This is a genomic window from Amycolatopsis sp. NBC_00345, from assembly GCF_036116635.1.
Lineage (GTDB): Bacteria > Actinomycetota > Actinomycetes > Mycobacteriales > Pseudonocardiaceae > Amycolatopsis.
In genome coordinates this window covers 618,517-640,974 of record NZ_CP107995.1, presented here as the reverse complement: position 1 = coordinate 640,974, position 22,458 = coordinate 618,517, and the positions used below count along the sequence as shown (strand labels likewise).

Genomic DNA, 22,458 nt, shown 5'->3' with positions numbered 1-22,458 from the left:
GGGGGTGGCTGGTGGAGGCCGATTCCGGCGCCTGCTATTGGCCGTTTTCCTTGCGCCCGGCCAGCAGGTCCGCCACTTGGCCTACCGCTTGGCGCAGGGTGGCGGTATCCGGGCCGTGCCGCAGCAGGTCGCGGGACGAGGCGGGCAGCACGCCCGGCAGTCCGGGCCCGAACAGTGCCCGCAAGTCCCCTGTTGTCGCCCCCTGGGCCCCGAAACCGGGCGCCAGCACGGGTCCGTTCAGCCGCGTCAGGTCCAGTTCGCCCGCGGCGACCGTGGCGCCCACGACCACGCCGACGTCCCCGTAGGGCTCCGCACCCGCGTTGTGCTCCGCCGCGGCGTCCACGACGCTCTGGGCCACCGTGCGGCCGTCCGGGAGCTTCGCGCTCTGCAGCGCGTGCGCCTCCGGGTTCGAAGTGCGGGCGAGCACGAACAAACCGTTGCCCGCCTCGCGCGCGGCCGTCACAGCCGGGTCCAGCGCGCCGAAGCCGAGGTATGGCGACACCGTGACCGCGTCGGCCGCGAACGCGGCGTCGGCGGCGACGTAAGCGGCCGTGTAGGCAGCCATGGTGGAGCCGATGTCCCCGCGCTTGACGTCCAGCAGCACCAGTGCTCCGGCGTCGTGAGCGGCCGTCACGACGCGGTCCAGCACCGCCACCCCGGGCGGGCCGAACGCCTCGAAGAACGCCGACTGCGGCTTCACGATCGCCGTCTCGGCCGCCAGCACCTCAGTGGCGCCCAGCGCGAACCGCTCCAGCCCGCTCACATCGAGGGGCAGGCCCCAGGATTCGATCAGGCCCGGGTGCGGGTCGATCCCGGCGCAGAGCGGCCCGCGCGCGGCCACCGCCTTCGCCAGCCGCGCCCCGAACCGCTCCGTTCCGTCCCCTGCGGTCATTTCGTGGCCTTCAGCGCCGCCTGGAGGCTCTGGAGGCTCCGCACCCCGATGTCCCCCCGGATGAGCGCTTCGATGCCGTGCACGGCCGCCGCGGCGCCCTGGACGGTGGTGATGCACGGGATGTCGCGCGACACCGCCGCGGTGCGGATCTCGTAGCCGTCGATGCGCGGGCCGCTGTTGCCGTACGGCGTGTTGATCACCATGTCCACGCCGCCGGCGAGGATCACCTCGACGATGTTCGGCTCCTCGTTCCCGGGCGAGGCCGCTTCGGAGTGCTTGCGCACCACCGTGCAGCCGACTCCGTTGCGCCGCAACACTTCCGCGGTGCCGGAGGTAGCGAGGATCTCGAACCCGAGGTCCGCCAGCCGCTTCACCGGGAACACCAGCGAGCGCTTGTCCCGGTTGGCCACCGAGACGAACACGCGCCCGGAGGTCGGCAGCGAGCCGTACGCGCCGCTCTGCGACTTCGCGAACGCCTTCCCGAAGGACACGTCCACGCCCATCACCTCGCCGGTGGACTTCATCTCCGGGCCGAGCAGGGAGTCGACCCCGTGGCCCTCCGGCGTGCGGAACCGGTGGAACGGCAGCACGGCCTCCTTGACCGCGACCGGCGAGTCGGCCGGCATCCGGCCGCCGTCGCCCTCGGCGGGCAGCACGCCCGAAGCGCGCAGGTCCTTGATCGTCGAGCCGGTCATCACCAGCGCCGCGGCCTTGGCCAGCGGCACCGCGGTGGCCTTCGAGACGAACGGCACCGTGCGCGACGCCCGCGGGTTGGCCTCCAGCACGTACAGCACGTCGTCCTTGAGCGCGTACTGGACGTTCAGCAACCCGCGCACACCCACGCCGCGCGCGATCAGCTCAGTGGAGCGGCGCACCTCCTCGAGGTCGGTGGCGCCGAGCGTGATCGGCGGCAGCGCGCACGAGGAGTCGCCGGAGTGGATGCCGGCCTCCTCGATGTGCTCCATCACGCCGCCCAGGTACAGGTCCTCGCCGTCGAACAGCGCGTCGACGTCGATCTCGATGGCGTCGTCGAGGAAGCGGTCCACGAGCACCGGGTGCTCGGGCGTCACCTCGGTGGCGCGGTGGATGTAGCCGGCCAGCGACTCCTCGTCGTAGACGATCTCCATGCCGCGCCCGCCGAGCACGTACGACGGCCGCACGAGCACCGGGTAGCCGATCTTGTCGGCGACGCGCTTGGCGCCCTCGAAGGACGTCGCGGTGCCGTAGCGCGGGGCCGGCAGGCCGGCCTCGGTGAGCACGTCGCCGAACGCGCCGCGGTCCTCGGCCAGGTTGATCGCCTCGGGCGGGGTGCCGACGACGGGCACGCCCGCGTCCGCGAGCCGCTTCGCCAGCCCGAGCGGGGTCTGGCCGCCGAGCTGGACGATCACGCCCGCCACGGTGCCGGACTGCTGCTCGGCGTGGACCACCTCGAGCACGTCCTCGAAGGACAGCGGCTCGAAGTACAGCCGGTCCGAGGTGTCGTAGTCGGTGGAGACGGTCTCGGGGTTGCAGTTGACCATCACGGCCTCGAACCCCGCCTCGCGCAAGGCGATCGCGGCGTGCACGCACGAGTAGTCGAACTCGATGCCCTGCCCGATCCGGTTCGGCCCGGAGCCGAGGATGAGCACCTTCGGCTTGTCCGGCTGGGCCGCGACCTCCGACTGCGCCGCGGGGTCGGTCTCGTAGGCCGAGTAGTGGTACGGGGTGTTCGCGGCGAACTCGGCCGCGCAGGTGTCGACGGTCTTGAACACCGGCCGCACGCCGAGCCGGTGGCGCAGCGCGCGCACGCCGTCCTCGCCGGCCAGCTCCGGCCGCAGCGCGGCGACCTGCCGGTCGGACAGGCCGGTGCGCTTGGCGCGGCGCAGCAGGTCCCCGTCGAGCACCGGGGCGTCGCGCACCTCCGCGCCGACTTCGCCGATCAGCGCGATCTGGTCGACGAACCACGGGTCGATGCCGCTGGCCTCGTGCACCTGCGCGACGGTGGCGCCCAGCCGCAGCGCGCGCTCCACTTCGTACAGCCGTCCCTCGTGCGGCACGCGCAGGGCGTCCAAAGTGGACTCCATCGTCGCGCCCTCGGGGTCGGGCAGCGTCCAGAAGCCGGTCGCCTTGGTCTCGATCGAACGCATCGCTTTGCCGAGTGCTTCAGGGAAACTGCGGCCGAACGACATCGCCTCGCCGACGCTCTTCATCGTCGTGGTGAGCGTCGGGTCCGCGCCGGGGAACTTCTCGAAGGCGAACCGCGGGATCTTCACCACGACGTAGTCCAGCACCGGCTCGAACGCCGCCGGGGTCTCGCCGGTGATGTCGTTCTGGATCTCGTCGAGCGTGTAGCCGATGGCGAGCTTCGCGGCGATCTTGGCGATCGGGAAGCCGGTCGCCTTCGACGCCAGCGCGCTCGAGCGGGAGACGCGCGGGTTCATCTCGATCACGACCATGCGGCCGTCTTCGGGGTTGATCGCGAACTGGATGTTGCAGCCGCCGGTGTCCACGCCGACCTCGCGCAGCACGGAGATGCCGACGTCGCGCATCACCTGATACTCGCGGTCGGTCAGGGTCATCGTGGGCGCGACCGTGACGGAGTCGCCGGTGTGCACGCCCATCGCGTCGATGTTCTCGATCGAGCAGACGACCACGACGTTGTCGTGCTTGTCGCGCATCAGCTCCAGCTCGTACTCCTTCCAGCCGAGCACGCTCTCCTCGATCAGCACCTCGCTGACCGGCGACTCGTCGAGGCCGGTGGAAGCGAGCCGCTCCAGCTCTTCGGCGGTGTGGGCCATGCCGGAGCCGAGCCCGCCCATGGTGAACGAGGGCCGGATGACCACGGGCAGGCCGAGGTCGGCGACGGTCTCGCGGACCTCCGCCATGTCGTGGCAGACCCGCGAACGCGGCACCTCGGCGCCGATCGAGCGCACGATGTCCTTGAACTTCTGCCGGTCCTCGCCGCGCTGGATGGCGTCGATGTCCGCGCCGATCAGCTCGACGCCGTACTTCTCCAGCACCCCGCGCTCGTGCAGCGCGACCGCGCAGTTGAGCGCCGTCTGGCCGCCGAGCGTCGCCAGCAGCGTGTCGATCGGCCGTCCCAGCGCCTGCTCCTCGGCGATGACCTTCTCGACGAAGTCCGGGGTCACCGGCTCGATGTAGGTGGCGTCGGCGAACTCGGGGTCGGTCATGATGGTGGCCGGGTTGGAGTTCACCAGCGACACGCGCAGGCCTTCGCTGCGCAGCACCCGGCAGGCCTGCGTGCCCGAGTAGTCGAACTCGGCGGCCTGCCCGATCACGATCGGCCCGGAGCCGATCACCAGGACGTGCTGGATGTCTGTCCTCTTCGGCATCAGTTTCCTTCTTTCACCAAGCGCCGCAGTCCATCGCGGAAAGCCTGGAAACTCTGGGAGCGGTTGTTCTCGACGTCCATGTGCGGGGCGATGTCGCGAGCGGCTCGCGCCTTCCGCAGGCCTTTGGCGTGGTACCCGTGCTTACGCAGGACACGCTCCAATGCCTCCCACGTACCGCCCGCGACCGCGTCCGGCTCCCGGAACGCGGTCTGACTGCCCAAGCTCGGCGGCACTTTCGGATATGCCTCGCGGAGAGCGGGGATGTCACCGAAGAACCAGGCCTCGAGTTCTTCCACCGCGATGCGGAACAGCACCGCTTCGCGAGGAAGCCTGGCGTCGTCCGCCATCCTCAGCAGCCTGGCCTTGAGCTCCGCGCAGTTGTCGTTGTCACGGTCGAGGACCACGACAACCCGCGTTCCGGTGCTGGACCAGTGACTCGCATAGCCGCGTAACCGGCCGAGCAGACCCTTCAGAAGGTCGTCCTTCCCCTGGAACGAAGCGACCTCATAGGGCGCTCCTGGCACAATCCTGGGCAGGATCTCTTTCAGCACGACTTCCATCGAAAAGTCCTCGGCCAGCACCTCGAGCCGCACCTGCGCCGCAGCACTCACGTCCGATCCGCCAAGGGGTCACCGAACCGGAAGTAGCCCTCGGTCCACAAGTTGCCAGGGGATCCGCCGTGGTCGATCATCCTCGCCGCGATCTCGACTTCCGACGCCCTCTTGACCTCAGTAACGCCTTCACCGACCCGCCCGAACAACCACAGTTCGTCCAGGCGCAGCGCATCGACGAACTGTGGCGCGTGCGTCGAGATGAACACCTGTTCGCTAGCAGTACCTCTAGCCTCTTCGGCGAGCAAGTAGTGCAGACGCGGGTGCACGCGCGTCTCAGGTTCCTCGACGAGTAGCACTGCAAGCGGGCTTCGCAGCGCTACAAGGTAGCCGAGCAGCAGCAGCGTCCCATCCGAAATGCTCGCCGGTCGAACCGGCGCCGCCCTGCCTTCTTCCCGTAACAAGACGATATGCGTGTCGCCCTCTTGAACGGGCTGAATGTCCTCCAGGTAGGGCACGAAGCGCCGAAGCGAACGAAGCAGCTCCGCCCAATCCTCAGGTTCCCGCTCCTGCAGATGACGGACCCGCATGGCGATGTTGCCTCCATGTGGATCAAGCCCTGTTCCCCGGGCAGGGCCGGAGGCACCGGCCCGCATCGCCCGCACATCTAGATCAATCAGCTGTATCCGCATCACAAAGCGAAGAAAAGCCGCGATCTCCGCATTCGGAGCAAGCTGTCCGAACGTGCCAACGCCAAGGATCCCGTCCTCGACGAGCTCGGTCTTCTCGGGTTTGGAGCCCGGGCGCCGAATGATCCCCCGCCGATGATGAAATTCCAGCACCGCGAGTCCGCTGTCGTCCGCGCGCTCCTGCCAGACGAGCCTCTCCTCGGCGACTACCGGCATCCCCTCGTTCTCCTCAAGGGCGAGCCGGTAGGTGAAGAGCCCGTCCACCGTCCGGCAGGCCAACTCGATCTCGACCGGTCCATCGGCACCACGAGTACGAATCTGCGCCAATCCACCACGCCGCCGCCAGGCTGCTTCAAGACCACCGCCGAGCGCTTCGTTCACGAACATGATCACGTCGAACAGGGTGGACTTGCCGCTGCCGTTGGGACCGATGAACGCGGTCACCTGCTCAAGATCATCGAGTACCACATCGCGCAGCGCTCGGAAGTTGCGTACCTGAAGCCGCTGAACGCCGGTCGCCAACTTCATGCCCGGGCCTTCTTCTCCATCAAGCTCACGAACTCGTCGAACAACGGCGCCGCGTCGTGCGGACCGGCCGCGGCTTCGGGGTGGTACTGCACCGAGAACGCCGGCACGTCGAAGGCGCGCACGCCCTCGACGGTGTTGTCGTTCGGGCAGTAGTGGCTGATCTGCGCGGCGCCGTAGGGCGTCTCGAAGCGCTGGCCCGGCTCGCCTTCGAGGGCGAAGCCGTGGTTCTGCGCCGTGATCGCGACCCGGCCGGTGGCCACGTCGATCACCGGGATGTTGATGCCGCGGTGGCCGTAGCGCATCTTGTACGTGCCCAGCCCCAGCGCGCGGCCGAGGATCTGGTTGCCGAAGCAGATGCCGAACAGCGGGATTTCCCGCTCCAGCACGGCTTTCGTCAACGCGGTGGCGTGCGCGGTGGTCGCCGGGTCGCCGGGGCCGTTGGACAGGAAGACCCCGTCCGGCTCCGTGGCCAGCAGGTCTTCGACCGACGTCGCCGACGGCACCACGTGCACCTCGATGCCGCGCGCGGCCATCAGCCGCGGGGTGTTCGACTTGATGCCCAGGTCCAGCGCGGCCACGCGGAACCGGCGCTCGCCCGCCGCTTCGACCACGTACGGCCGGTCCGTGGAGACCTCGCCGGCCAGGTCGGCGCCCTTCATCTGCGGGCTGTCCAGCACCTCGGCGACCATCTGCTCGTCGGTGCCCAGCGCGTCGCCGGAGAACACCCCGGCGCGCATCGCGCCCTGCTCACGCAGGTGCCGCGTCAGCGTGCGGGTGTCCACCTCGGCGATGCCGACGATCCCCTGCCGTTCCAGCTCCGCGTCGAGCGAGCGCTTCGAACGCCAGTTGGACGGCGTCCGTGCGGGGTCGCGCACGACGTAGCCGGAGACCCAGATCCGGGCGGACTCGTCGTCCTCGTCGTTCCAGCCGGTGTTGCCGATCTGCGGCGCGGTCTGCACCACGATCTGGCGGTGGTAGGACGGGTCGGTCAGGGTCTCCTGGTAGCCGGTCATGCCGGTGCAGAACACCGCCTCCCCCAGCGTCCGCCCGCGCGCGCCGTACGCCGCGCCGCGGAAGACCCGGCCGTCCTCGAGAACCAGGGCAGCCGGGACGCGGGTGCCGTTCGCGGTGCTCACTGGGCACCTCCCTTGATGTCGTGTTCGGAAAGCTGGTCGATCCATTGTGGATAGTCGTCTAGCTCGTCGCCGCGGAAGCCGGTGTCCAGCTCGGCCTCCCCGGCCCGCCAGGTGATGATGAGCAACGCGTCGGTGCCCATCACCTTCCCGGCGATCCGCGAGTCGCGGCGGACGCCGGTGACCGCCTCGCGCGGGATCCAGAAGTCCGGCGCCCCGCCACGCTCCACGGCGATGCCGCCCGGGTGCAGCCGCCAGACCGCGCCGCTGCGCAGCCCGGCGCCGCGGGTGACCACGCGGTCCTGCCAGTGGCCCGCGGTCGTCGTGCTGACGTAGAGCCCGGTCGACTCCAGCAGGGCCTCACCGGGCTCCCCGGGAATCTCCGGGAACGGCGGCACCTGAACGCTCTGCGCGCGGGACTTTCGCCGCCAGCCCAGCCACATGCCCCACAGGCAGAGCAGGAAGAAGACGACGATCCCCAGTGTGAGAAGGACCCGGTCCATCAGCAGATCTTCCCTTCGCGCGCGGTGATCCGCCCGCGCAGCACGGTCGCCGTCACCACGCCGGGCAGGCTCATTCCCTCGTACGGGGTGTTGGCGGAGATACTGGCCAGCTCGGCGCCGCGCACGGTCCACTCGGCGTCCGGGTCGACCAGGGTCAGGTTGGCGGGCTCGCCGGCCTCGATCGGACGGCCGTGGTCGGGCAGGCTGCCGATCGCGGCGGGCCGCTCGCTCATCACCCTGGCCACCCCGCGCCAGTCGAGCAGGCCGGTCTTCACCATCGTCTCGGCGACCACCGACAGCGCGGTCTGCAGGCCGAGCATGCCCGGCCGCGCGACGCTCCACTCGGTGTCCTTCTCCTGCACGGCGTGCGGGGCGTGGTCGGTGGCGACGCAGTCGATCACCCCCTCGGCCAGCGCGGCGCGCAGCTTCTCGATGTCACCCCCGGTGCGCAGCGGCGGGTTCACCTTGTTCACCGGGTCGTAGGTGGCCAGCCGCTCGTCGGTGAGCAGCAGGTGGTGCGGCGTCACCTCGGCCGAAACCTTGGTGCCACGGTCCTTCGCCCACCGCAGCACGTCCACGGTGCCCGCGGTGGAGACGTGGCAGACGTGCAGCCGGGCCTTCGCGTGCCGCGCGAGCAAGCAGTCGCGCGCCACGATCGACTCCTCGGCCGACGCCGGCCAGCCCGGGTAGCCCAGCCGGGCCGCCTGCTCGCCCTCGTGCGCCTGCGCGCCGACGGTCAGCCGCGGCTCCTCCGCGTGCTGGGCGATCACGGCGTCGAGCGCGGTGGAGTACTCCAGCGCGCGGCGCATCAGCAGCGGGTCGGCGACGCAGAGGCCGTCGTCGGAGAACACCCGCACCCGCGCGGTGCCCTTGGCCATGGTGCCGAGCTCGGCGAGCTTCTCGCCCTTGAGCCCGACCGTGACCGCGCCGACCGGGTGCACATCGACCAGGCCGGCCTCCTGCCCGCGCCGCCACACGTGGTCGACGACCAGCGCGTTGTCGGCCACCGGGTCGGTGTTGGCCATGGCGAACACGGCGGTGTAGCCGCCCAGCGCCGCGGCGGCCGAGCCGGTCTCGATCGTCTCGGTGTCCTCGCGGCCGGGCTCGCGCAGGTGGGTGTGCAGGTCGACGAAGCCGGGCAACAGGACCTGGCCCGCGGCGTCGAGCACCTCGGCGCCGTCCGGCACCTCGACGGCGCCGATCGCGGTGATCACCCCGTCCTCGACGAGGACGTCGACCGGGTCGCCCTCCCCGTACGGGCGGGCGCCCTTGATCACAAGGTTCACGCGGCGTCTCCTTCACTGGCCAAGAGGTGGTAGAGGACCGCCATGCGCACGTGGACGCCGTTGCGGACCTGTTCGGTGATGGCCGAGGCCGGGGAGTCGGCGACCGCCGAGGCGATCTCCATCCCGCGCAGCATCGGCCCGGGGTGCAGCACCACGGCGTGCTCCGGCAGCAGGCCAAGGCGCCGCTCGGACAGGCCGTAGGAGATCGAGTACTCCCGCGACGAGGGGAAGAACCCGCCGGTCATCCGCTCGGCCTGCACACGCAGCATCATCACCGCGTCGACGGCGGGCAGCTCCGCGTCCAGGTCGTGCGAGACCGTGACGGGCAGGGTCTCGACGCCGACCGGCAGCAGCGTCGGCGGCGCGACCAGCACCACCTCCACCCCGAGGGTGCTGAGCAGGTGGATGTTCGAGCGCGCGACGCGGCTGTGCAGCACGTCGCCGACGATCGCCACACGGCGGCCGGCCAGCGAGCCGAGCCGCTCCCGCAGGGTGGCGGCGTCGAGCAGCGCCTGCGTCGGGTGCTCGTGCGTGCCGTCGCCCGCGTTGACCACGGCGGTGCCTGCCGCGGCGAGCCAGCCGGACAGCCGGTGGGCGGCGCCGGAGGCGGGGTGCCGGACGATCACGCAGTCGGCGCCCGCGGCGGCCAGGGTGAGCGCGGTGTCCCGCAGCGACTCCCCCTTGTTCACCGACGAGCTGGCCGCCGAGACGTTGATCACGTCGGCGCTCATCCACTTGCCCGCGATCTCGAACGAGACGCGGGTGCGGGTGGAGTTCTCGTAGAACAGGGTGATCACCGTGCGGCCGCGCAGCGTCGGCAGCTTCTTGACTTCGCGGCCGAGCAGCGTGTGCTTCAGCTCGTCGGCGGTGTCGAGGACGGCTGTGGCGGTGTCGGCGTCCAGCCCGTCCGTGGCGAGCAGGTGCTTCACCGGGTTTCTCCTTCCGGGGCGCGGAGCAGGACCGCGTCCCGGCCGTCCGTTTCGGTCAGCAGCACGGACACGCCCTCGGCCCGTGCGGTGGGCACGTTCTTCCCGACGTAGTCGGCGCGGATCGGCAGCTCCCGGTGGCCGCGGTCGACGAGCACGGCGAGCTGGACGGCGCGGGGCCGGCCCTGGTCCCGCAGGGCGTCGAGCGCGGCGCGGATGGTGCGCCCGGAGAACAGCACGTCGTCGACCAGGATCACCAGCCGGTCGTCGATGCCGGACGCGGGCAGCTGCGTCTGCTCCAGCGCGCGCGGCGGACGGCGGCGCAGGTCGTCGCGGTACAGGGTAACGTCGAGGGCGCCCGTGGGGGGCGTGGTGCCGGCGAACTCGCCGATCTTCTGGGCCAGCCGCAAGGCCAGCGGGGTGCCGCGGGTGGGAATGCCCAGCAGCACCGGGGGTGCGATGTCACCCGGTGGACCGGCGGTCTTCTCGATGACCTGGTGGGCCATCCGGGCGATGGTGCGCGCAACATCGCCGGCGGAAAGGAGCTCGCGCTCCCCGGCCGGCTCCGCCGCGCCACGCGGACGTGACGACAAGGCGGACCTCCTTCCCCGCCTCTCTGGACGGGTCCTTAAAGGACGTCGATCTCCGGCTTGTGCGAGGAAATCGCACCGACAGTAGCAGGGGAGGTCAATCAGCCTTCCGGGTGGTGTGTCCATGGCCCCGACCAGGGGCGGAAGACCTTCTGCTTGACCTGGTGACAACTATGCGTAACCATTACTCTGAGTATTCGACTCGAGGAGTCCCCTCACCGGTCATCCGACCGGCGTGGGGGTGAGGAAACGGAGAACCACCAGATGGGCGATTACGCCAAGGCGCTCGGGGCCAAGCTCCGCGGGATCCGCCAGCAGCAGGGCCTTTCCCTGCACGGGGTCGAGCAGAAGTCGGGCGGCCGCTGGAAGGCCGTCGTCGTCGGCTCGTACGAGCGTGGCGATCGGGCCGTCACCGTCCAGAAGCTGGCCGAGCTGGCCGACTTCTACGGCGTGCCGGTGGTCGAACTGCTGCCGGAGGGCCGCGTGCCCTCGGGCGCCGAGCCCGCCACGAAGATCGTGATAAATTTGGAGCGGCTCCAGCAGCTACCCGCGGAGAAGGTCGGCCCGCTCGCGCGGTACGCGGCGACGATCCAGAGCCAGCGCGGGGACTACAACGGCAAGGTGCTCTCGATCCGCACCGAGGACCTGCGGTCACTGGCCATCATCTACGACATGACCCCCGGCGAGCTCACCGAGCAGCTCATCGACTGGGGCGTCCTGCCGCCAGAGGCCCGTCCGTCCAAAGAAGACTGATGTCCGGCAGCTGCCCGACGCGGTGAGCGTTTCCGGACCGGATAGCCGGAAACGCTCACCCCGCCTCGGGCGTCTGCCCGCACGCTTCCCGTGGCTGCGGACGGTGATCAACACAGCCCCGCGGCCCGGTTCCCGGCGCCGGCCCCCGGCCCGCGCCATGACCCGATCGGGCTAAACCGCACCTACCCATCGTGATCCGGCAGCGATGCGCCCCAATGCCACATTCGGTGCGCTCAACGCACCGAACGCCACATTGGGTGCGCCCAACGCACCGAACGCCACATTGGGGCGCATCGGGCGGGCCCGCGGCTACAGGACCGCGCGGAGCCGGTCGGCGATCGTGCCGATGCGGCCCAGCACGCCGTTGACGAAGCGGGGCGAGTCGTCCGTGGAGAGTTCCTTGGCCAGGCCCACGGCCTCGTCGATGGCGACCGCGTCCGGCACGTCGGCCGACCACAGCATCTCGTAGACGCCCACGCGCAGCACCGCGAGGTCGACCGGCGGCATCCGGTCCAGGGTCCAGCCCTGCGAGTGCTCGGACAGCAGCTCGTCGATCTGCTCCCGCCGCGTGGTGACGCCCTCCACGACCGCGATCGTGTAGTCCGCGACCGGGTCGACCTCCACCGCGCCGACCCGGTCCGCCAGCAGCGTGACCGCGTCGGCGTCGCGCTGGGCGGCCTCGTACAGCATCTCGACCGCCCGGCGGCGGGCCTGCCTGCGGCTGATCGACCCGCCGCGGTTCGGGTGCGGCGGCAGCTTGTCCGGCATCAGCTGGAGACGCGGCCGAGGTAGCGGCCGTCGCGGGTGTCGACCTTGATCTTCTCGCCGGTGGAGAGGAACAGCGGGACCTGGATCTCCGCGCCGGTCTCCAGCGTGGCCGGCTTGGTGCCGCCGGTCGAGCGGTCGCCCTGCAGGCCGGGGTCGGTGTGCTGGATCAGGATCTCGACCGAGGTCGGCAGCTCGACGTACAGCGGCACCTCGTTGTGCACCGCGACCTGGACGTCGGTGTTCTCCAGCATGTAGTTGGCGTTGTCGGCCACGGTCTCGGGCGGCACCGTGATCTGGTCGTAGGTGTCGGCGTCCATGAACACGAAGTCCTGGCCGTCCTTGTACAGGTAGGTCATGTTCCGGCGGTCCACGGTGGCCGTGTCGACCTTCGTGCCCGCGTTGAAGGTCTTGTCGACGACCTTCCCCGTCAGCACGTGCTTGAGGGTGGTGCGCACGAAGGCGCCGCCCTTGCCCGGCTTGACGTGCTGGAACGCGGTGACGGTCCACAGCTGGCCCTCGAGGTTGAGGACGAGCCCGTTCTTCAGGTCGTTGGTGGTGGCCACGAGCTTTCGGTCTCCTGTGTCGATCTCTAGTCCGCGGCCGCCGCTATCGGACGACCACGAGGTCCTTGGTGCTCAGGGTGAGGAGTTCGGGCCCGGTGTCCCGCACGACGAGCGTGTCCTCGATGCGCACGCCACCGCGACCCGCGAGGTATACGCCGGGCTCGACGGTGACCGCCATACCGGCGGTCAGTGTACCGACGCCCGTGGTAGCGAAGCTGGGCGCCTCGTGCACCTCGAGTCCGACGCCGTGCCCGAGGCCGTGGGAGAACTCCTCCCCGCGGCCCGCGCCGACGATCACGGACCGGGCGGCGGCGTCCACTTCGGACACCACGGCGCCCGGGCGGACGGCCTCGGTGCCGGCCGCCTGCGCGCGGTGGACCAGGTCGTAGAGCTCGCGCTGCCAGTCCGCGGGCTCGCCGAGCACGAACGTGCGGGTCATGTCCGAGTGGTAGCCGTCGACGGTGGCGCCGAAGTCGAGCTTCACGAAGTCGCCCGCGCGCAGTTCGGCCCCGGTGGGCCGGTGGTGCGGGATCGCGGAATTCGGCCCCGCGGCCACGATCGACTCGAACGAGAGCCCGGCCGAACCGTGGTCCAGCATCCGGTTCTCCAGGTCGCGGGCCACTTCCAGCTCGGTGCGGCCGGCGCGCAGGCCACCGGCCGCGACCAGGTCGGCGAGCGCCCGGTCGGCGACCGCGCAGGCCTCGCGCAGGGCCTCGACCTCCACCTCGTCCTTGACCACGCGCAGCTGCTCGACCAGTCCGGGCGTGCGGATCAGGTCCACGGTCTCGAACCGGACCTTGAGCACCTCGTGCTCCTCGACGCTGACGTACTGGCTCTCGAAGCCGGTCCGCCGGTGGTGGGCGTGGTCGTGCGCGGCGTGGCGCGCCAGCGCGCGGGCGCTCGCGCGGTCGATCACGCGCTCCAGGTCGGGCACCTCGGCCGCCGACTGCGTGGTGTAACGGCCGTCGGTGCAGAACACCGTGCGCCCGTCGCCGCCGGAGTGCACGAGCAGCGCGGCGTTCGAGCCGGTGAACCCGGTCAGGTAGCGGATGTTGAGCAGGTCGGTGACCAGCAGCGCGTCGACCCCGGACTCGGCGAGCAGGGACCGCAGCGCGCCGCGCCGGTGAGCGTGGATTTCAGGCACCCGGCCAGCTTAGCCAGCCGGGCGGGGCGGCTGATCCACCTTACGTAGGGTTACGCTCCGCGGCCGGACCGGCACACGGCCGGACGGACCACACGGCGTTCACCCGGCGGCACCTACACTCCGTCCATGCTGGGTGCCTGGTTGACGCGCGGGCTGGTCATGGCCGTGGTGCACGCCGCGGCGTTGACGCTGCTCGCCAAGTGGTCCGTGTTCCACCCGACCGACCAGACCGTGATCACGTCGCTGACGCTCGCGGTGCTCGTCGGCGTCGCGGCGCTGTGGAGCGCGGTCGACGGCTGGCGCGACCGGCCCGACCGCGGCCGCGCGTGGTTCATCGCGGCGCTGGTGACGGGCCTGGCGGGCGGCGTCCTGTACGTGATCGGGCGCGCCATCTTCGTCGACCAGACCGGCGGCGCGGAGCTGAAGTCGGCCCTCACCGGCGGCGCGGCGTTCTCCGCCCTGCTGGTACTGGTCCCGGCCGGGCTGGGCCTGTTCGTCGGCGGCCGGATCCGGCGTCCCGGCCGGGCGGACTCGGACGACGACGAGGTGCTCGAGCCGGACGAATCCCGTCATCAGCGGAACGTGGGCGAGCTGGATCTGCCCGGCGATGTTGTGCCGGCCTCGGCTTCCGGATCGGACTCGGCCGACTCGCCGGTCCCGAACCGCCGGGCCAAGCGCCGTAAGCCCTCCCCGACCCGCCGCCCGCGCCCCGGACCCGACGGTGGCGGCGACTCCGGCCAGTCCGGCGACCTGGGTGACCTCGCCGCCGAAGCCGCGGACCCCGTCGCCGGGCGTCATTCCGGGGAGCTGGACCCGCCGTCGCCGGTCAGCCGCCCAGCGGCAGGCCGATCGCGTAGGCGTCCCACTGTCGCGGGTCGACCTCCTTCGCCTCGGAGTCGTTGAGCTTCACCGAGCCGGTGTCGGGCAGGCCCCACCGCACGTTCTTGCCCAGCAGCACGCCGTAGCCGCGCCCGTAGGCGTGCACCACGGTGGCGCCGGCGTGCAGCCGGGCCGTCACCGGGATGCCCTCGACGGGCGGCAGCGGCTCGTTCACGACCTCGCCCGCCAGCGTCGCGGCCACCGAGCGGCGGTCGATCCGGATGCGCTGCCCGCGGCGGAACAGGTCCATCGTGCGTTCCGGGGACGGCATCGCGACGCCGTCGAAGGTGGTGGTGACGCGGTCGGCGTCCGCGCAGGCGCCGGAGCCGCGCACGTCGAGGCCGAAGTGCTGCAACGCGGTCGGGGCCCCGGACTCGCCGGTGACGGTCGCGCGGACGACGTCGAACGAGACCGTGCCGCAGGGGTCGGCGACTGACGTCGGCGCGTGCCCGTCGGGGCGCCGGACCAGGCCGGGCCCCTCCTTCCAGGCGCCGGGGATCACGACGGGCGCGTACGGCTGCATGGTGAAGTCGCGGTCCCAGAACGTCAGCGTGGTGCCGGCCGCGGTCTCGTGGGCGATGGCGAACGCGTCGAGCGCGCCGACCCACTCCAGGTCGGCGCTGAAGCCGTCCACCACCGAGCGCTCGCGAGGCGCGTTCGTCGATGAGACCGGCGCGAAACCCTTGTCCCCCAACGCTTCCACGCCACCGGCGAACGCCGGGTCGTGCGAGCGGACGACAAACTGCCCGGCGCCGTTCCAGCCCGCCGCGCGGCCGGTGGTGTCGGTGAAGATGAGGTAGTACCAGCCGTCGAGGAACACCACCGACGGCTGGCCCGCGCCGTAGACGTTGTCACGGTGCACGTCGTGCGAGGGCCCGAGGATCGGCTTGCCGCCCGCAGCGCGGATCCAGTGGACGCCGTCGGAGCTGGTGGCGAGGCCGATCGCGTTGCCGAGCGCGTGGTCGCCCGCCGCGCCCGTGTAGTACAGGTAGTAGGTAGTGCCGACGCGCAGCACGGACGGGTCACAGGTGTGCATGCCGTCGAAGTTGCCCGGCGCGCCCGACAGCACCGGGATGGGTGCCCCGCCACCCGGTCCGGTGAACGGACCGTCGGGCGTGGCCGCCTCGGCGTACAGGATGTCGTCGCCCGGCGGGGGCGCGCTGCCGTACTGGCTGCACCACCACATGTGTGTCTTGCCGCCGTCGACCATCACCGTGGGGCCGTAGTTGTACACCGCGTCCTCGCCGCCCGCGGCGACGACACCGGGGCTCTGCCGGGCCCCGCCGACGGCCAGTGCGGCGTTCGCGGCCCGCGGGGGTTTCGGTGGGGCGGCGGGCTTCCCGCCCGCGATGCCGCCGGGAGCGGGGCCGTCGGCCTGGGACTGTGCGTAGCTGTCGCTGCACCCCGTGACGACGAGCCCTGCCAGCGCCAGGGCGAGGAGGACACGCACGGGTCGCCGACCCCCACGACGAAACGGGTGCACGATTGCCGAGTGTAGCCAGGCCTGCACCGGTCGGGTGACTCAACTCCCGTGTGGCGGGCCCTCGATCGCGACCAGCTCCACTTCGAAGCCGTCGTCGTTCTCCAGATAGGCCGCGTAGTGCGCGTCCCCGCCGGCGTACGGGAACCGCTCGGCGAACAGCGGCCGCCAGCCGGGCCCGCCGTCGGCCAGCTCGTCGACCTCCGCGCGGGTGCCGACGTGCAGCGCCAGGTGGTTGAGGCCCGGCCGGGTGCGCTCGTGGCTGTCGCCGGTGGTCGCGGGCGAAGCCTCGACCACGAGGTACGTGCCGCCGAGGCGCCAGCTGACGCCCGCCGGCCACCGCTGGAACTCCCGCCAGCCGAGGCGGCCCAGCAGCCAGCCCCAGGCCCGCTCGGCCCGCGCGAGGTCCGGCACCCACAGCTCGATGTGGTGGGGCCGCCCGTGCTGGGCGGGCAGCGCGACGAGCACGCGGTGGGTGTCGCCGTAGTGGACGCCGCTGCCGACGTCCAGGAATCCGAGGCGGCCCGTCACGGCCAGGCTGGCCGCGTTGTCCTGGTGCACCAGCGCCCACACCGCGGGCAGCCCGAGCGCGCCGAGGCCGTAGTCCACGACCGCGCGGGCCGCCTCGCTCGCCAGCCCCTGCCCGGCGTGCTTTACCGCCACGGAGTAACCCAGTTCGGACACCCCGCCAGGCAGCTCGGTGGACGGCCGCAGGTGCGCGATGCCGGCCACCTCGCCGTCCCGCTCGATCACCCAGTGGCCCTGCCCGGCGGGCCCGTCGTAGGCCAGCCGGCGCGCGACCATCTCCCGTGCCTGCGCGGGATCGGAGAAGTCGGCCTTGAAGAACCGGCTCATCTCCGGAGCGGTGAACACCTCGACGACGGCTTCGGAGTCAGCCTCCGTCAGCGCCCGCAGCTTGAGCCGCGCGGTGGTGAGTTCGGGTGGGTTGTTCATGTGGCTGAGTCTCTTCCGCCGGAGCGGTCGCCTCCAGCGCTTTAAGCGTTCGCGGCGATCCAGCGCAGCGCGAGCGCGTACCCGTCCACGCCGAGCCCGACGATCACGCCGGTCGCGATGTCCGAGAGCACGCTGTGGTGCCGGAACTCCTCGCGCTTGTGCACGTTCGAGATGTGCAGCTCGATCAGCGGCGCGGTGAGCTGCGCGGCGGCGTCGCGGACGGCGATCGAGTAGTGCGTCCAGGCGCCCGCGTTGAGGACGACCGGGTAACCGCCGTCAGCCGCCTCGTGCAGCCAGCCGACGAGTTCGCCCTCGTGGTCGGTCTGCCGGACCTCGACGTCGAGGCCCAGCTCGGCGCCGGTCTTCACGCACAGCGCCGCGAGGTCCTCGTGCGTGGTGGAGCCGTAGACGGACGGCTCGCGCTTGCCGAGGCGGCCGAGATTGGGGCCGTTGAACACGAACGCCTTCACAGCAGCACACTCCCGCTGTTCTTCGGGGCGTCGTCCACGATCGCGGAGTACGCGGCCGCCAGCAGCGCCGGGTCCGGGCCCTCCAGGCGGCCCGGCTTCGCGAGCGCGTCGAGGACCACGAACCGGAGCACGCCGGAGCGGGTCTTCTTGTCGCCCTTCATGCTTTCGACGAGCTGGGGCAGCGCGTCGGCGTCGTACGTCGTCGGCAGGCCGAGCAGCTTCAGCACGGACGCGTGGCGCGCCGCTGTGGCGTCGTCGAGCCGGCCGGCGAGCCGCGCGAGCTCCGCGGCGAAGACGAGGCCCACGCTCACCGCCGCGCCGTGGCGCCAGCGGTAGCGCTCGCGGCGTTCGATGGCGTGGCCGAGGGTGTGGCCGTAGTTGAGGATCTCGCGCAGGTCGGACTCGCGCAGGTCGGCGGCGACGACGTCGGCCTTCACCTGGATCGAGCGGCGGACCAGCTCGGCCAGCACGTCACCGGCGGGGTCGAGCGCCGCGGCCGGGTCCTGCTCGATCAGCTCGAGGATGCGCGGGTCGGCGATGAAGCCGGTCTTGACCACCTCGGCCATGCCCGCGACCAGCTCGTTCGGCGGCAGCGTCTCCAGCGTGGCGAGGTCGGCGAACACGGCGGACGGCTCGTGGAAGACGCCCACCAGGTTCTTGCCGGCCTCGGTGTTGATGCCGGTCTTGCCGCCGACGGCCGCGTCGACCATGCCCAGCAGCGTGGTCGGCACGTTGACCAGGCGCACGCCGCGCATCCAGGTGGCCGCGACGAACCCGGCAAGGTCGGTGACCGCGCCGCCGCCGAGGCCGACGACCACCCCGCGGCGGTCGAGCCCGATCCGGCCGAGCACCTCCCAGCAGAAGCTCGCGACGCCGAACGCCTTGCCGTCCTCGGCGTCCGGGATCTCGACGCGGTGCGCGTCGAGGCCCGCGGCGGCCAGCTCGTCGCGGACGGCCTCGGCGGTGGTGGTGAGCGTCGGCGGGTGGATCAGCGCGATCTTCGACGCGTCGGCGAGCTGCGTGGTGAGCTCGCCGAGCAGGCCGCGGCCCACGACCACGTCGTACGGGCTTGCGGTGGCGACGCGGATCCGGACCGGGTCGGCCGGGTTGTCGGACACGGTTTTCCTCACTACTCCTGAAGCTCCTGGACGCCGGCGAGCGCGGCGGTCGTGGCCGCCACCACCTCGGCGGGCGTCCGCGTGTCGGTGTCGATCTCGACGGTCGCGACCTCCCGGTAAACCGGCAGGCGCGCGTCGAGCAGGGTCTTGAAGGTGGCGCGCGGGTTCACGCCCGCGAGCAGCGGCCGGGCCGTGGACAGGCCGGCGCGCTGGACGCCGGCGGCCAGGCCGACGTTCAGGAACACCACCGTGTGCTCCGCCAGCAGCGCGCGGGTCGCCGGCGTGAGCGGGGCGCCGCCGCCGAGCGACAGCACGCCGTCGTGCTCCGCCAGCGCGGTGGCGACGGCCTCGGCTTCGAGCACCCGGAACGCCGGCTCGCCGTCCTCGGCGAAGATGTCCGAAATGGACCGTCCGGCCCGCGCGACGATGTCGTCGTCGGTGTCGCGGAACACCACACCGAGCGCGTCGGCGAGCAGTGGGCCGACCGTGCTCTTGCCCGAGCCGGGCGGGCCGACGACCACCGCGCGGGGGCTCACCAGCGCTCCTCGAGCGCCTTCAGGTAGCCCTCGGCGTTGCGCTTGCTCTCGGCCAGCGAGTCGCCGCCGAACTTCTCCAGCGCGGCGTCGGCCAGCACCAGCGCGACCACCGACTCCAGCACCACACCCGCGCGGGGCACGGCGCACACGTCGGAGCGCTGGTGGATGGCGACGGCGGGCTCGCCCGTCCGGACGTCCACAGTGGACAGCGCCTTCGGCACGGTGGAGATCGGCTTCATCGCGACGCGCACGCGCAGCGGCTCGCCGTTGGTGATGCCGCCCTCCAGCCCACCCGCGCGGTTGGACCGGCGGGTGACGCCGACCGGGCCGGTGCCGCGGTCGATCTCGTCGTGCGCCTGGCTGCCCCAGCGGCGGGCGGTGGTGAAGCCGTCGCCGACCTCGACGCCCTTCATGGCCTGCACGCCCATCAGCGCGCCGGCGAGGCGGGCGTCGAGCCTGCGGTCCCAGTGCACGTGCGAGCCGAGGCCCGGCGGCAGCCCGTAGGCGATCACCTCGATCACGCCGCCGACGGTGTCGCCGGCTTTGCGGACAGCGTCCACCTCGGCGACCATGGCCTCGGTGCCCGCGGCCGAGAACGCCCGCACGGGGCTCTCGTCCACGGCGGCGAGGTCGCCCGGCTGCGGCAGCGGCCCTTCGGGCGCGTCCGCGCCACCGATGGACACGACGTGGCTCAGCACCTCGACGCCCAGCAGCTGGCGCAGGAAGTTCCGCGCCACCGTGCCCAGCGCCGTGCGCGAAGCGGTCTCGCGGGCGCTCGCGCGTTCGAGGACGGGTCGCGCCTCGTCGAAGCCGTACTTCTGCATGCCGGGCAGGTCGGCGTGCCCGGGCCGGGGCCGGGTCAGCGGCTCGTTGCGCGCCAGGCCGGCGAGCACCTCGGGGTCCACGGGGTCGGCCGCCATGACCTGCTCCCACTTGGGCCACTCGGCGTTCTCGATCTGCACCGCGATGGGGCCGCCCTGCGACAGCCCGTGGCGGACGCCGCCGAGGAACTGCACGTTGTCGGTCTCGAAGCCCATCCGCGGGCTGCGGCCGAATCCGAGCCGCCGCCGCGCGAGCTGCGCGGTGAGGTCATCGGTGGTCACCGCCACTCCGGCGGGCAGGCCCTCGAGCACAGCGGCGAGGGCGGGTCCGTGTGATTCTCCTGCGGTGATCCAGCGCAACACCGGGTAATCCTGTCACGTCCCCCGCCGGCGCAGGCGGGAACCCCTCAGCTCGTCGCCACCCCCGATCCCGGCCCGGCGAACACGGCGCACAGCCAGGTGGCCAGCAGCAACGCCGGACCGTGCGGCACCCGCGGTGACCGGTGGGAGCGGCCCGGGGTGCGGGGCTGGGCCGCTCGGTGGTGGGGCACGCCGGTCGGGTGGCAACTCGGCGCCGACGCGGGTGGCGGGTCCTCGGCCGCAGCCGCAGAGATCACCGAGGCATGCGGGTGGGTGGTCCGGTGCGGGACGGGCGTAGACAGCGACTCATCGGCCGCTGCGGCAGAGACTGCCGAGGCAGGCGGGTGGGTGGTCCGGTGCGCCGGCCCGGCGCCCGGTTTTGGCTTGGGTGCGGGGTTTTCCGGGGGCCGTCGGGTCACGGCGTGGATGTGACCGGCAGCGGCGAGGGCGGCGCTCAGCACACTGGCGGCCACGGCGGCGAAGGCGAGCGCGGGCCATCCGACAGCGCCCAGCACGGCGCCGAGGATGCCGGTCAGCTTCACATCCCCCGCGCCGAGCTGTCCTGGCGCGAAGTGGCGGACCAGCAGGTGTGCGCCGCCGAACAGCAGGACGCCGGTGAGGGCGGCGGTGAGCGTTTCGAGCCCGCCGCCGGCCAGACCGGCGGCGAGGAGCGGGTACGCGGGCAGGGTCAGGACGTCCGGCAGCCGCCGGTGGCGGAGGTCGGCCAGTGCGAGCGGCACGCCGAGCACCGTGACGAGCCAGGTGACCGGCAGCCACCAGCCCGGCCAGCCACCCGCCTGCCACCGCCACGCGACGATCGCCGCCCCGGCACCCGCGACCACCGCCGCGAGCCTGAGCGAAATCGGCGCGGCGGCTCCACGCACCAGTAGCCCCGCGCCCGTCGAGGCGAGGGTGCCGGCCGCTACGACCAGCAAGAACAGTCCCCATTCCATGCCGTCCACGCTGGCAGGGAACGGCCCTCGCAGGCAATCAAACGCTGTCGCGAAAGGTCCCCTCGCGACACTCCGGACGGCTTTTCACCCGACCGGGTAGCAGGATCAGGGGTTGGCAGGCGGCAAGGAAGTTCAAGGCGCCCGAAACGCGTCATGGCCGACAACGGTGCGGCGACAGGTGAAACCCACGTCGCCGCCCGAACCGGTGCCCTCAGCGGGACACGGTCACCGCCCGGCGGGACTGGAGGTCGCGGACCAGCAGGACGAGCCCGAAGATCACGCAGAGCGCCTCGGTCACCACGCCCCAGTACTCGAACTGGCTGTTGAACTGGTCGTGCACCCCGAAGAACCCGACCGACGTGGCCAGGAAGTACGACACCAGCGTCACGGCGCCGAAGCCGAACGCCGCCAGCGCGGGCAGCCAGTGCTTCCAGAACAGCACGGCGACCGCGATCACGACGCCCGCGACGCCGTTGAGCAGGAACAGCGGGCCGACCACGTCGATGTCCGAGTAACCACTGCCCCAGTACAGGTAGAAGTGCACCAACGCCGAGCCCACCAGCCCCACCGCCGCGAGCACGCGGAACCACTTGTCCATGACCGAACCTCCACTCCGACCCACCCTGGATCCCTTCGGCAGGTACACGGATCCCGCCCCGATCCGGTTCACCGGCGGGGGCGGGCGAAAATTCTCGCCGAACCGGTGAACCGGACCGGCCCGGATCTCGTTCCCAGGGGTATGACTGCCGAACTGCACTCACGCCGTTCCGTCCTCACCACCGGGGCCGCCGTGGCCGGTGCCGCCGTGGGCACCGTGGCCCTCGCCGCCTGCGGCGGTGGCTCGGGGGCGAGCGCGGAAGCCCCGAAGCCGGGCGGAAAGGTGATCGCGCTGGCCGAAGTGCCCGTGGGCGAGGCGAAATCCGCCAAGACCCCGGACGGCCAGGACGTGATCGTCGCCCAGCCCACCGCCGGGACCGTCGCCTGCTTCAGCGCCATCTGCACGCACCAGGGCTGCACCGTCAACGCGCCCAAGGGCGGCGAGCTGGACTGCCCGTGCCACGGCTCGGTCTTCGACGCGCTCACCGGCGCGGTGAAGAAGGGGCCCGCGGACAAGCCGTTGCCGAAGGTGAACGTGAAGGTCGAGAACGGACAGGTCACCACCGCCTGACGAGGCGGAAACCCCTGCCCACCACCACGAACAGGGCCCCTTGTGGACGGTCGCCGTCCAC

22 protein-coding genes and 1 pseudogene are annotated in these 22,458 nt (G+C 71.8%); 3 read left to right on the top strand and 20 right to left on the bottom strand.

Annotated features, from left to right (window positions below):
* Nucleotides 1-34: 34 nt before the first annotated feature.
* From pyrF to pyrR, 9 genes are read right to left on the bottom strand one after another with little or no spacing between them, the layout of a single operon-like run.
* Entirely contained in the window at nt 35-892 is an 858-nt protein-coding gene (gene pyrF, locus OG943_RS03015) for an orotidine-5'-phosphate decarboxylase (RefSeq protein WP_328608116.1), read from the bottom strand.
* Nucleotides 889-4,224, bottom strand: coding sequence for a carbamoyl-phosphate synthase large subunit (gene carB, locus OG943_RS03010; protein WP_328608115.1), 3,336 nt, complete (start codon nt 4,222-4,224; stop codon nt 889-891). The genes pyrF and carB overlap by 4 nt, the downstream gene beginning before the upstream one ends.
* On the bottom strand, nt 4,224-4,835 hold the full coding sequence (locus OG943_RS03005; RefSeq protein WP_328608114.1) for a DUF4276 family protein: 612 nt from the start codon (nt 4,833-4,835) through the stop codon (nt 4,224-4,226). Before OG943_RS03005 ends, carB begins: the two co-directional genes overlap by 1 nt.
* Complete coding sequence (locus tag OG943_RS03000) at nt 4,832-5,992, bottom strand: AAA family ATPase (protein WP_328608113.1); 1,161 nt, start codon at nt 5,990-5,992, stop codon at nt 4,832-4,834. Before OG943_RS03000 ends, OG943_RS03005 begins: the two co-directional genes overlap by 4 nt.
* Nucleotides 5,989-7,128: a glutamine-hydrolyzing carbamoyl-phosphate synthase small subunit gene (carA, locus tag OG943_RS02995; protein ID WP_328608112.1), complete on the bottom strand. Its 1,140-nt coding sequence runs from the start codon at nt 7,126-7,128 to the stop codon at nt 5,989-5,991. The genes OG943_RS03000 and carA overlap by 4 nt, the downstream gene beginning before the upstream one ends.
* Nucleotides 7,125-7,628 (bottom strand): PH-like domain-containing protein, encoded by a 504-nt coding sequence (locus tag OG943_RS02990; protein ID WP_328608111.1) that lies wholly within the window; start codon nt 7,626-7,628, stop codon nt 7,125-7,127. The genes carA and OG943_RS02990 overlap by 4 nt, the downstream gene beginning before the upstream one ends.
* Entirely contained in the window at nt 7,628-8,914 is a 1,287-nt protein-coding gene (locus tag OG943_RS02985; protein WP_328608110.1) for a dihydroorotase, read from the bottom strand. The genes OG943_RS02990 and OG943_RS02985 overlap by 1 nt, the downstream gene beginning before the upstream one ends.
* The gene (locus tag OG943_RS02980) at nt 8,911-9,843 is read right to left on the bottom strand and encodes an aspartate carbamoyltransferase catalytic subunit (protein ID WP_328608109.1); all 933 of its coding nucleotides are present in this window, start codon (nt 9,841-9,843) and stop codon (nt 8,911-8,913) included. The genes OG943_RS02985 and OG943_RS02980 overlap by 4 nt, the downstream gene beginning before the upstream one ends.
* Nucleotides 9,840-10,433, bottom strand: a complete 594-nt coding sequence (pyrR, locus tag OG943_RS02975; RefSeq protein ID WP_328608108.1) for a bifunctional pyr operon transcriptional regulator/uracil phosphoribosyltransferase PyrR — start codon at nt 10,431-10,433, stop codon at nt 9,840-9,842. Before pyrR ends, OG943_RS02980 begins: the two co-directional genes overlap by 4 nt.
* Before the next feature lie 261 nt (nt 10,434-10,694).
* On the opposite strand from pyrR, the gene bldD reads away from it, so the two are divergent.
* Nucleotides 10,695-11,183: a transcriptional regulator BldD gene (gene bldD, locus OG943_RS02970; RefSeq protein ID WP_003096372.1), complete on the top strand. Its 489-nt coding sequence runs from the start codon at nt 10,695-10,697 to the stop codon at nt 11,181-11,183.
* A gap of 309 nt (nt 11,184-11,492) precedes the next feature.
* On the opposite strand, the gene nusB is transcribed toward bldD, so the two are convergent.
* The 3 genes from nusB to OG943_RS02955 are packed head-to-tail and all read right to left on the bottom strand — an operon-like array spanning nt 11,493 to nt 13,658.
* A complete protein-coding gene (gene nusB / locus OG943_RS02965) occupies nt 11,493-11,951 on the bottom strand; it encodes a transcription antitermination factor NusB (RefSeq protein ID WP_328608107.1) in 459 nt (152 codons plus the stop codon).
* Entirely contained in the window at nt 11,951-12,514 is a 564-nt protein-coding gene (efp, locus tag OG943_RS02960) for an elongation factor P (RefSeq protein WP_328608106.1), read from the bottom strand. Before efp ends, nusB begins: the two co-directional genes overlap by 1 nt.
* A 43-nt stretch (nt 12,515-12,557) precedes the next feature.
* Nucleotides 12,558-13,658, bottom strand: coding sequence for a M24 family metallopeptidase (locus tag OG943_RS02955; protein WP_328608105.1), 1,101 nt, complete (start codon nt 13,656-13,658; stop codon nt 12,558-12,560).
* A gap of 159 nt (nt 13,659-13,817) precedes the next feature.
* Between OG943_RS02955 and OG943_RS02950 the strand changes: the two are divergent.
* Nucleotides 13,818-14,204 (top strand): annotated as a pseudogene (locus OG943_RS02950) (B-4DMT family transporter); the annotation flags it as partial.
* A 280-nt stretch (nt 14,205-14,484) separates the two neighbouring features.
* Here OG943_RS02950 and OG943_RS02945 read toward each other — a convergent pair.
* The 8 genes from OG943_RS02945 to OG943_RS02910 form a co-directional block, all read right to left on the bottom strand.
* On the bottom strand, nt 14,485-15,987 hold the full coding sequence (locus tag OG943_RS02945; RefSeq protein ID WP_328608104.1) for a beta-xylosidase: 1,503 nt from the start codon (nt 15,985-15,987) through the stop codon (nt 14,485-14,487).
* Between the two features lie 72 nt (nt 15,988-16,059).
* The gene (locus OG943_RS02940; RefSeq protein ID WP_328608103.1) at nt 16,060-16,971 is read right to left on the bottom strand and encodes a GNAT family N-acetyltransferase; all 912 of its coding nucleotides are present in this window, start codon (nt 16,969-16,971) and stop codon (nt 16,060-16,062) included.
* 41 nt (nt 16,972-17,012) lie between these two features.
* A complete protein-coding gene (gene aroQ, locus OG943_RS02935) occupies nt 17,013-17,441 on the bottom strand; it encodes a type II 3-dehydroquinate dehydratase (RefSeq protein ID WP_328608102.1) in 429 nt (142 codons plus the stop codon).
* A complete protein-coding gene (gene aroB, locus OG943_RS02930; protein WP_328608101.1) occupies nt 17,438-18,559 on the bottom strand; it encodes a 3-dehydroquinate synthase in 1,122 nt (373 codons plus the stop codon). The genes aroQ and aroB overlap by 4 nt, the downstream gene beginning before the upstream one ends.
* 11 nt (nt 18,560-18,570) lie before the next feature.
* Nucleotides 18,571-19,095, bottom strand: a complete 525-nt coding sequence (locus OG943_RS02925; protein WP_328608100.1) for a shikimate kinase — start codon at nt 19,093-19,095, stop codon at nt 18,571-18,573.
* Nucleotides 19,092-20,279, bottom strand: coding sequence for a chorismate synthase (aroC, locus tag OG943_RS02920; protein WP_328608099.1), 1,188 nt, complete (start codon nt 20,277-20,279; stop codon nt 19,092-19,094). The genes OG943_RS02925 and aroC overlap by 4 nt, the downstream gene beginning before the upstream one ends.
* A 44-nt stretch (nt 20,280-20,323) precedes the next feature.
* Entirely contained in the window at nt 20,324-21,229 is a 906-nt protein-coding gene (locus OG943_RS02915; protein ID WP_328608098.1) for an A24 family peptidase, read from the bottom strand.
* Nucleotides 21,230-21,440: 211 nt separating this feature from the next.
* The gene (locus OG943_RS02910; protein WP_328608097.1) at nt 21,441-21,827 is read right to left on the bottom strand and encodes a hypothetical protein; all 387 of its coding nucleotides are present in this window, start codon (nt 21,825-21,827) and stop codon (nt 21,441-21,443) included.
* 141 nt (nt 21,828-21,968) lie between these two features.
* Between OG943_RS02910 and OG943_RS02905 the strand changes: the two genes are divergently transcribed.
* On the top strand, nt 21,969-22,397 hold the full coding sequence (locus OG943_RS02905) for a Rieske (2Fe-2S) protein (RefSeq protein ID WP_328608096.1): 429 nt from the start codon (nt 21,969-21,971) through the stop codon (nt 22,395-22,397).
* Nucleotides 22,398-22,458: the final 61 nt, after the last annotated feature.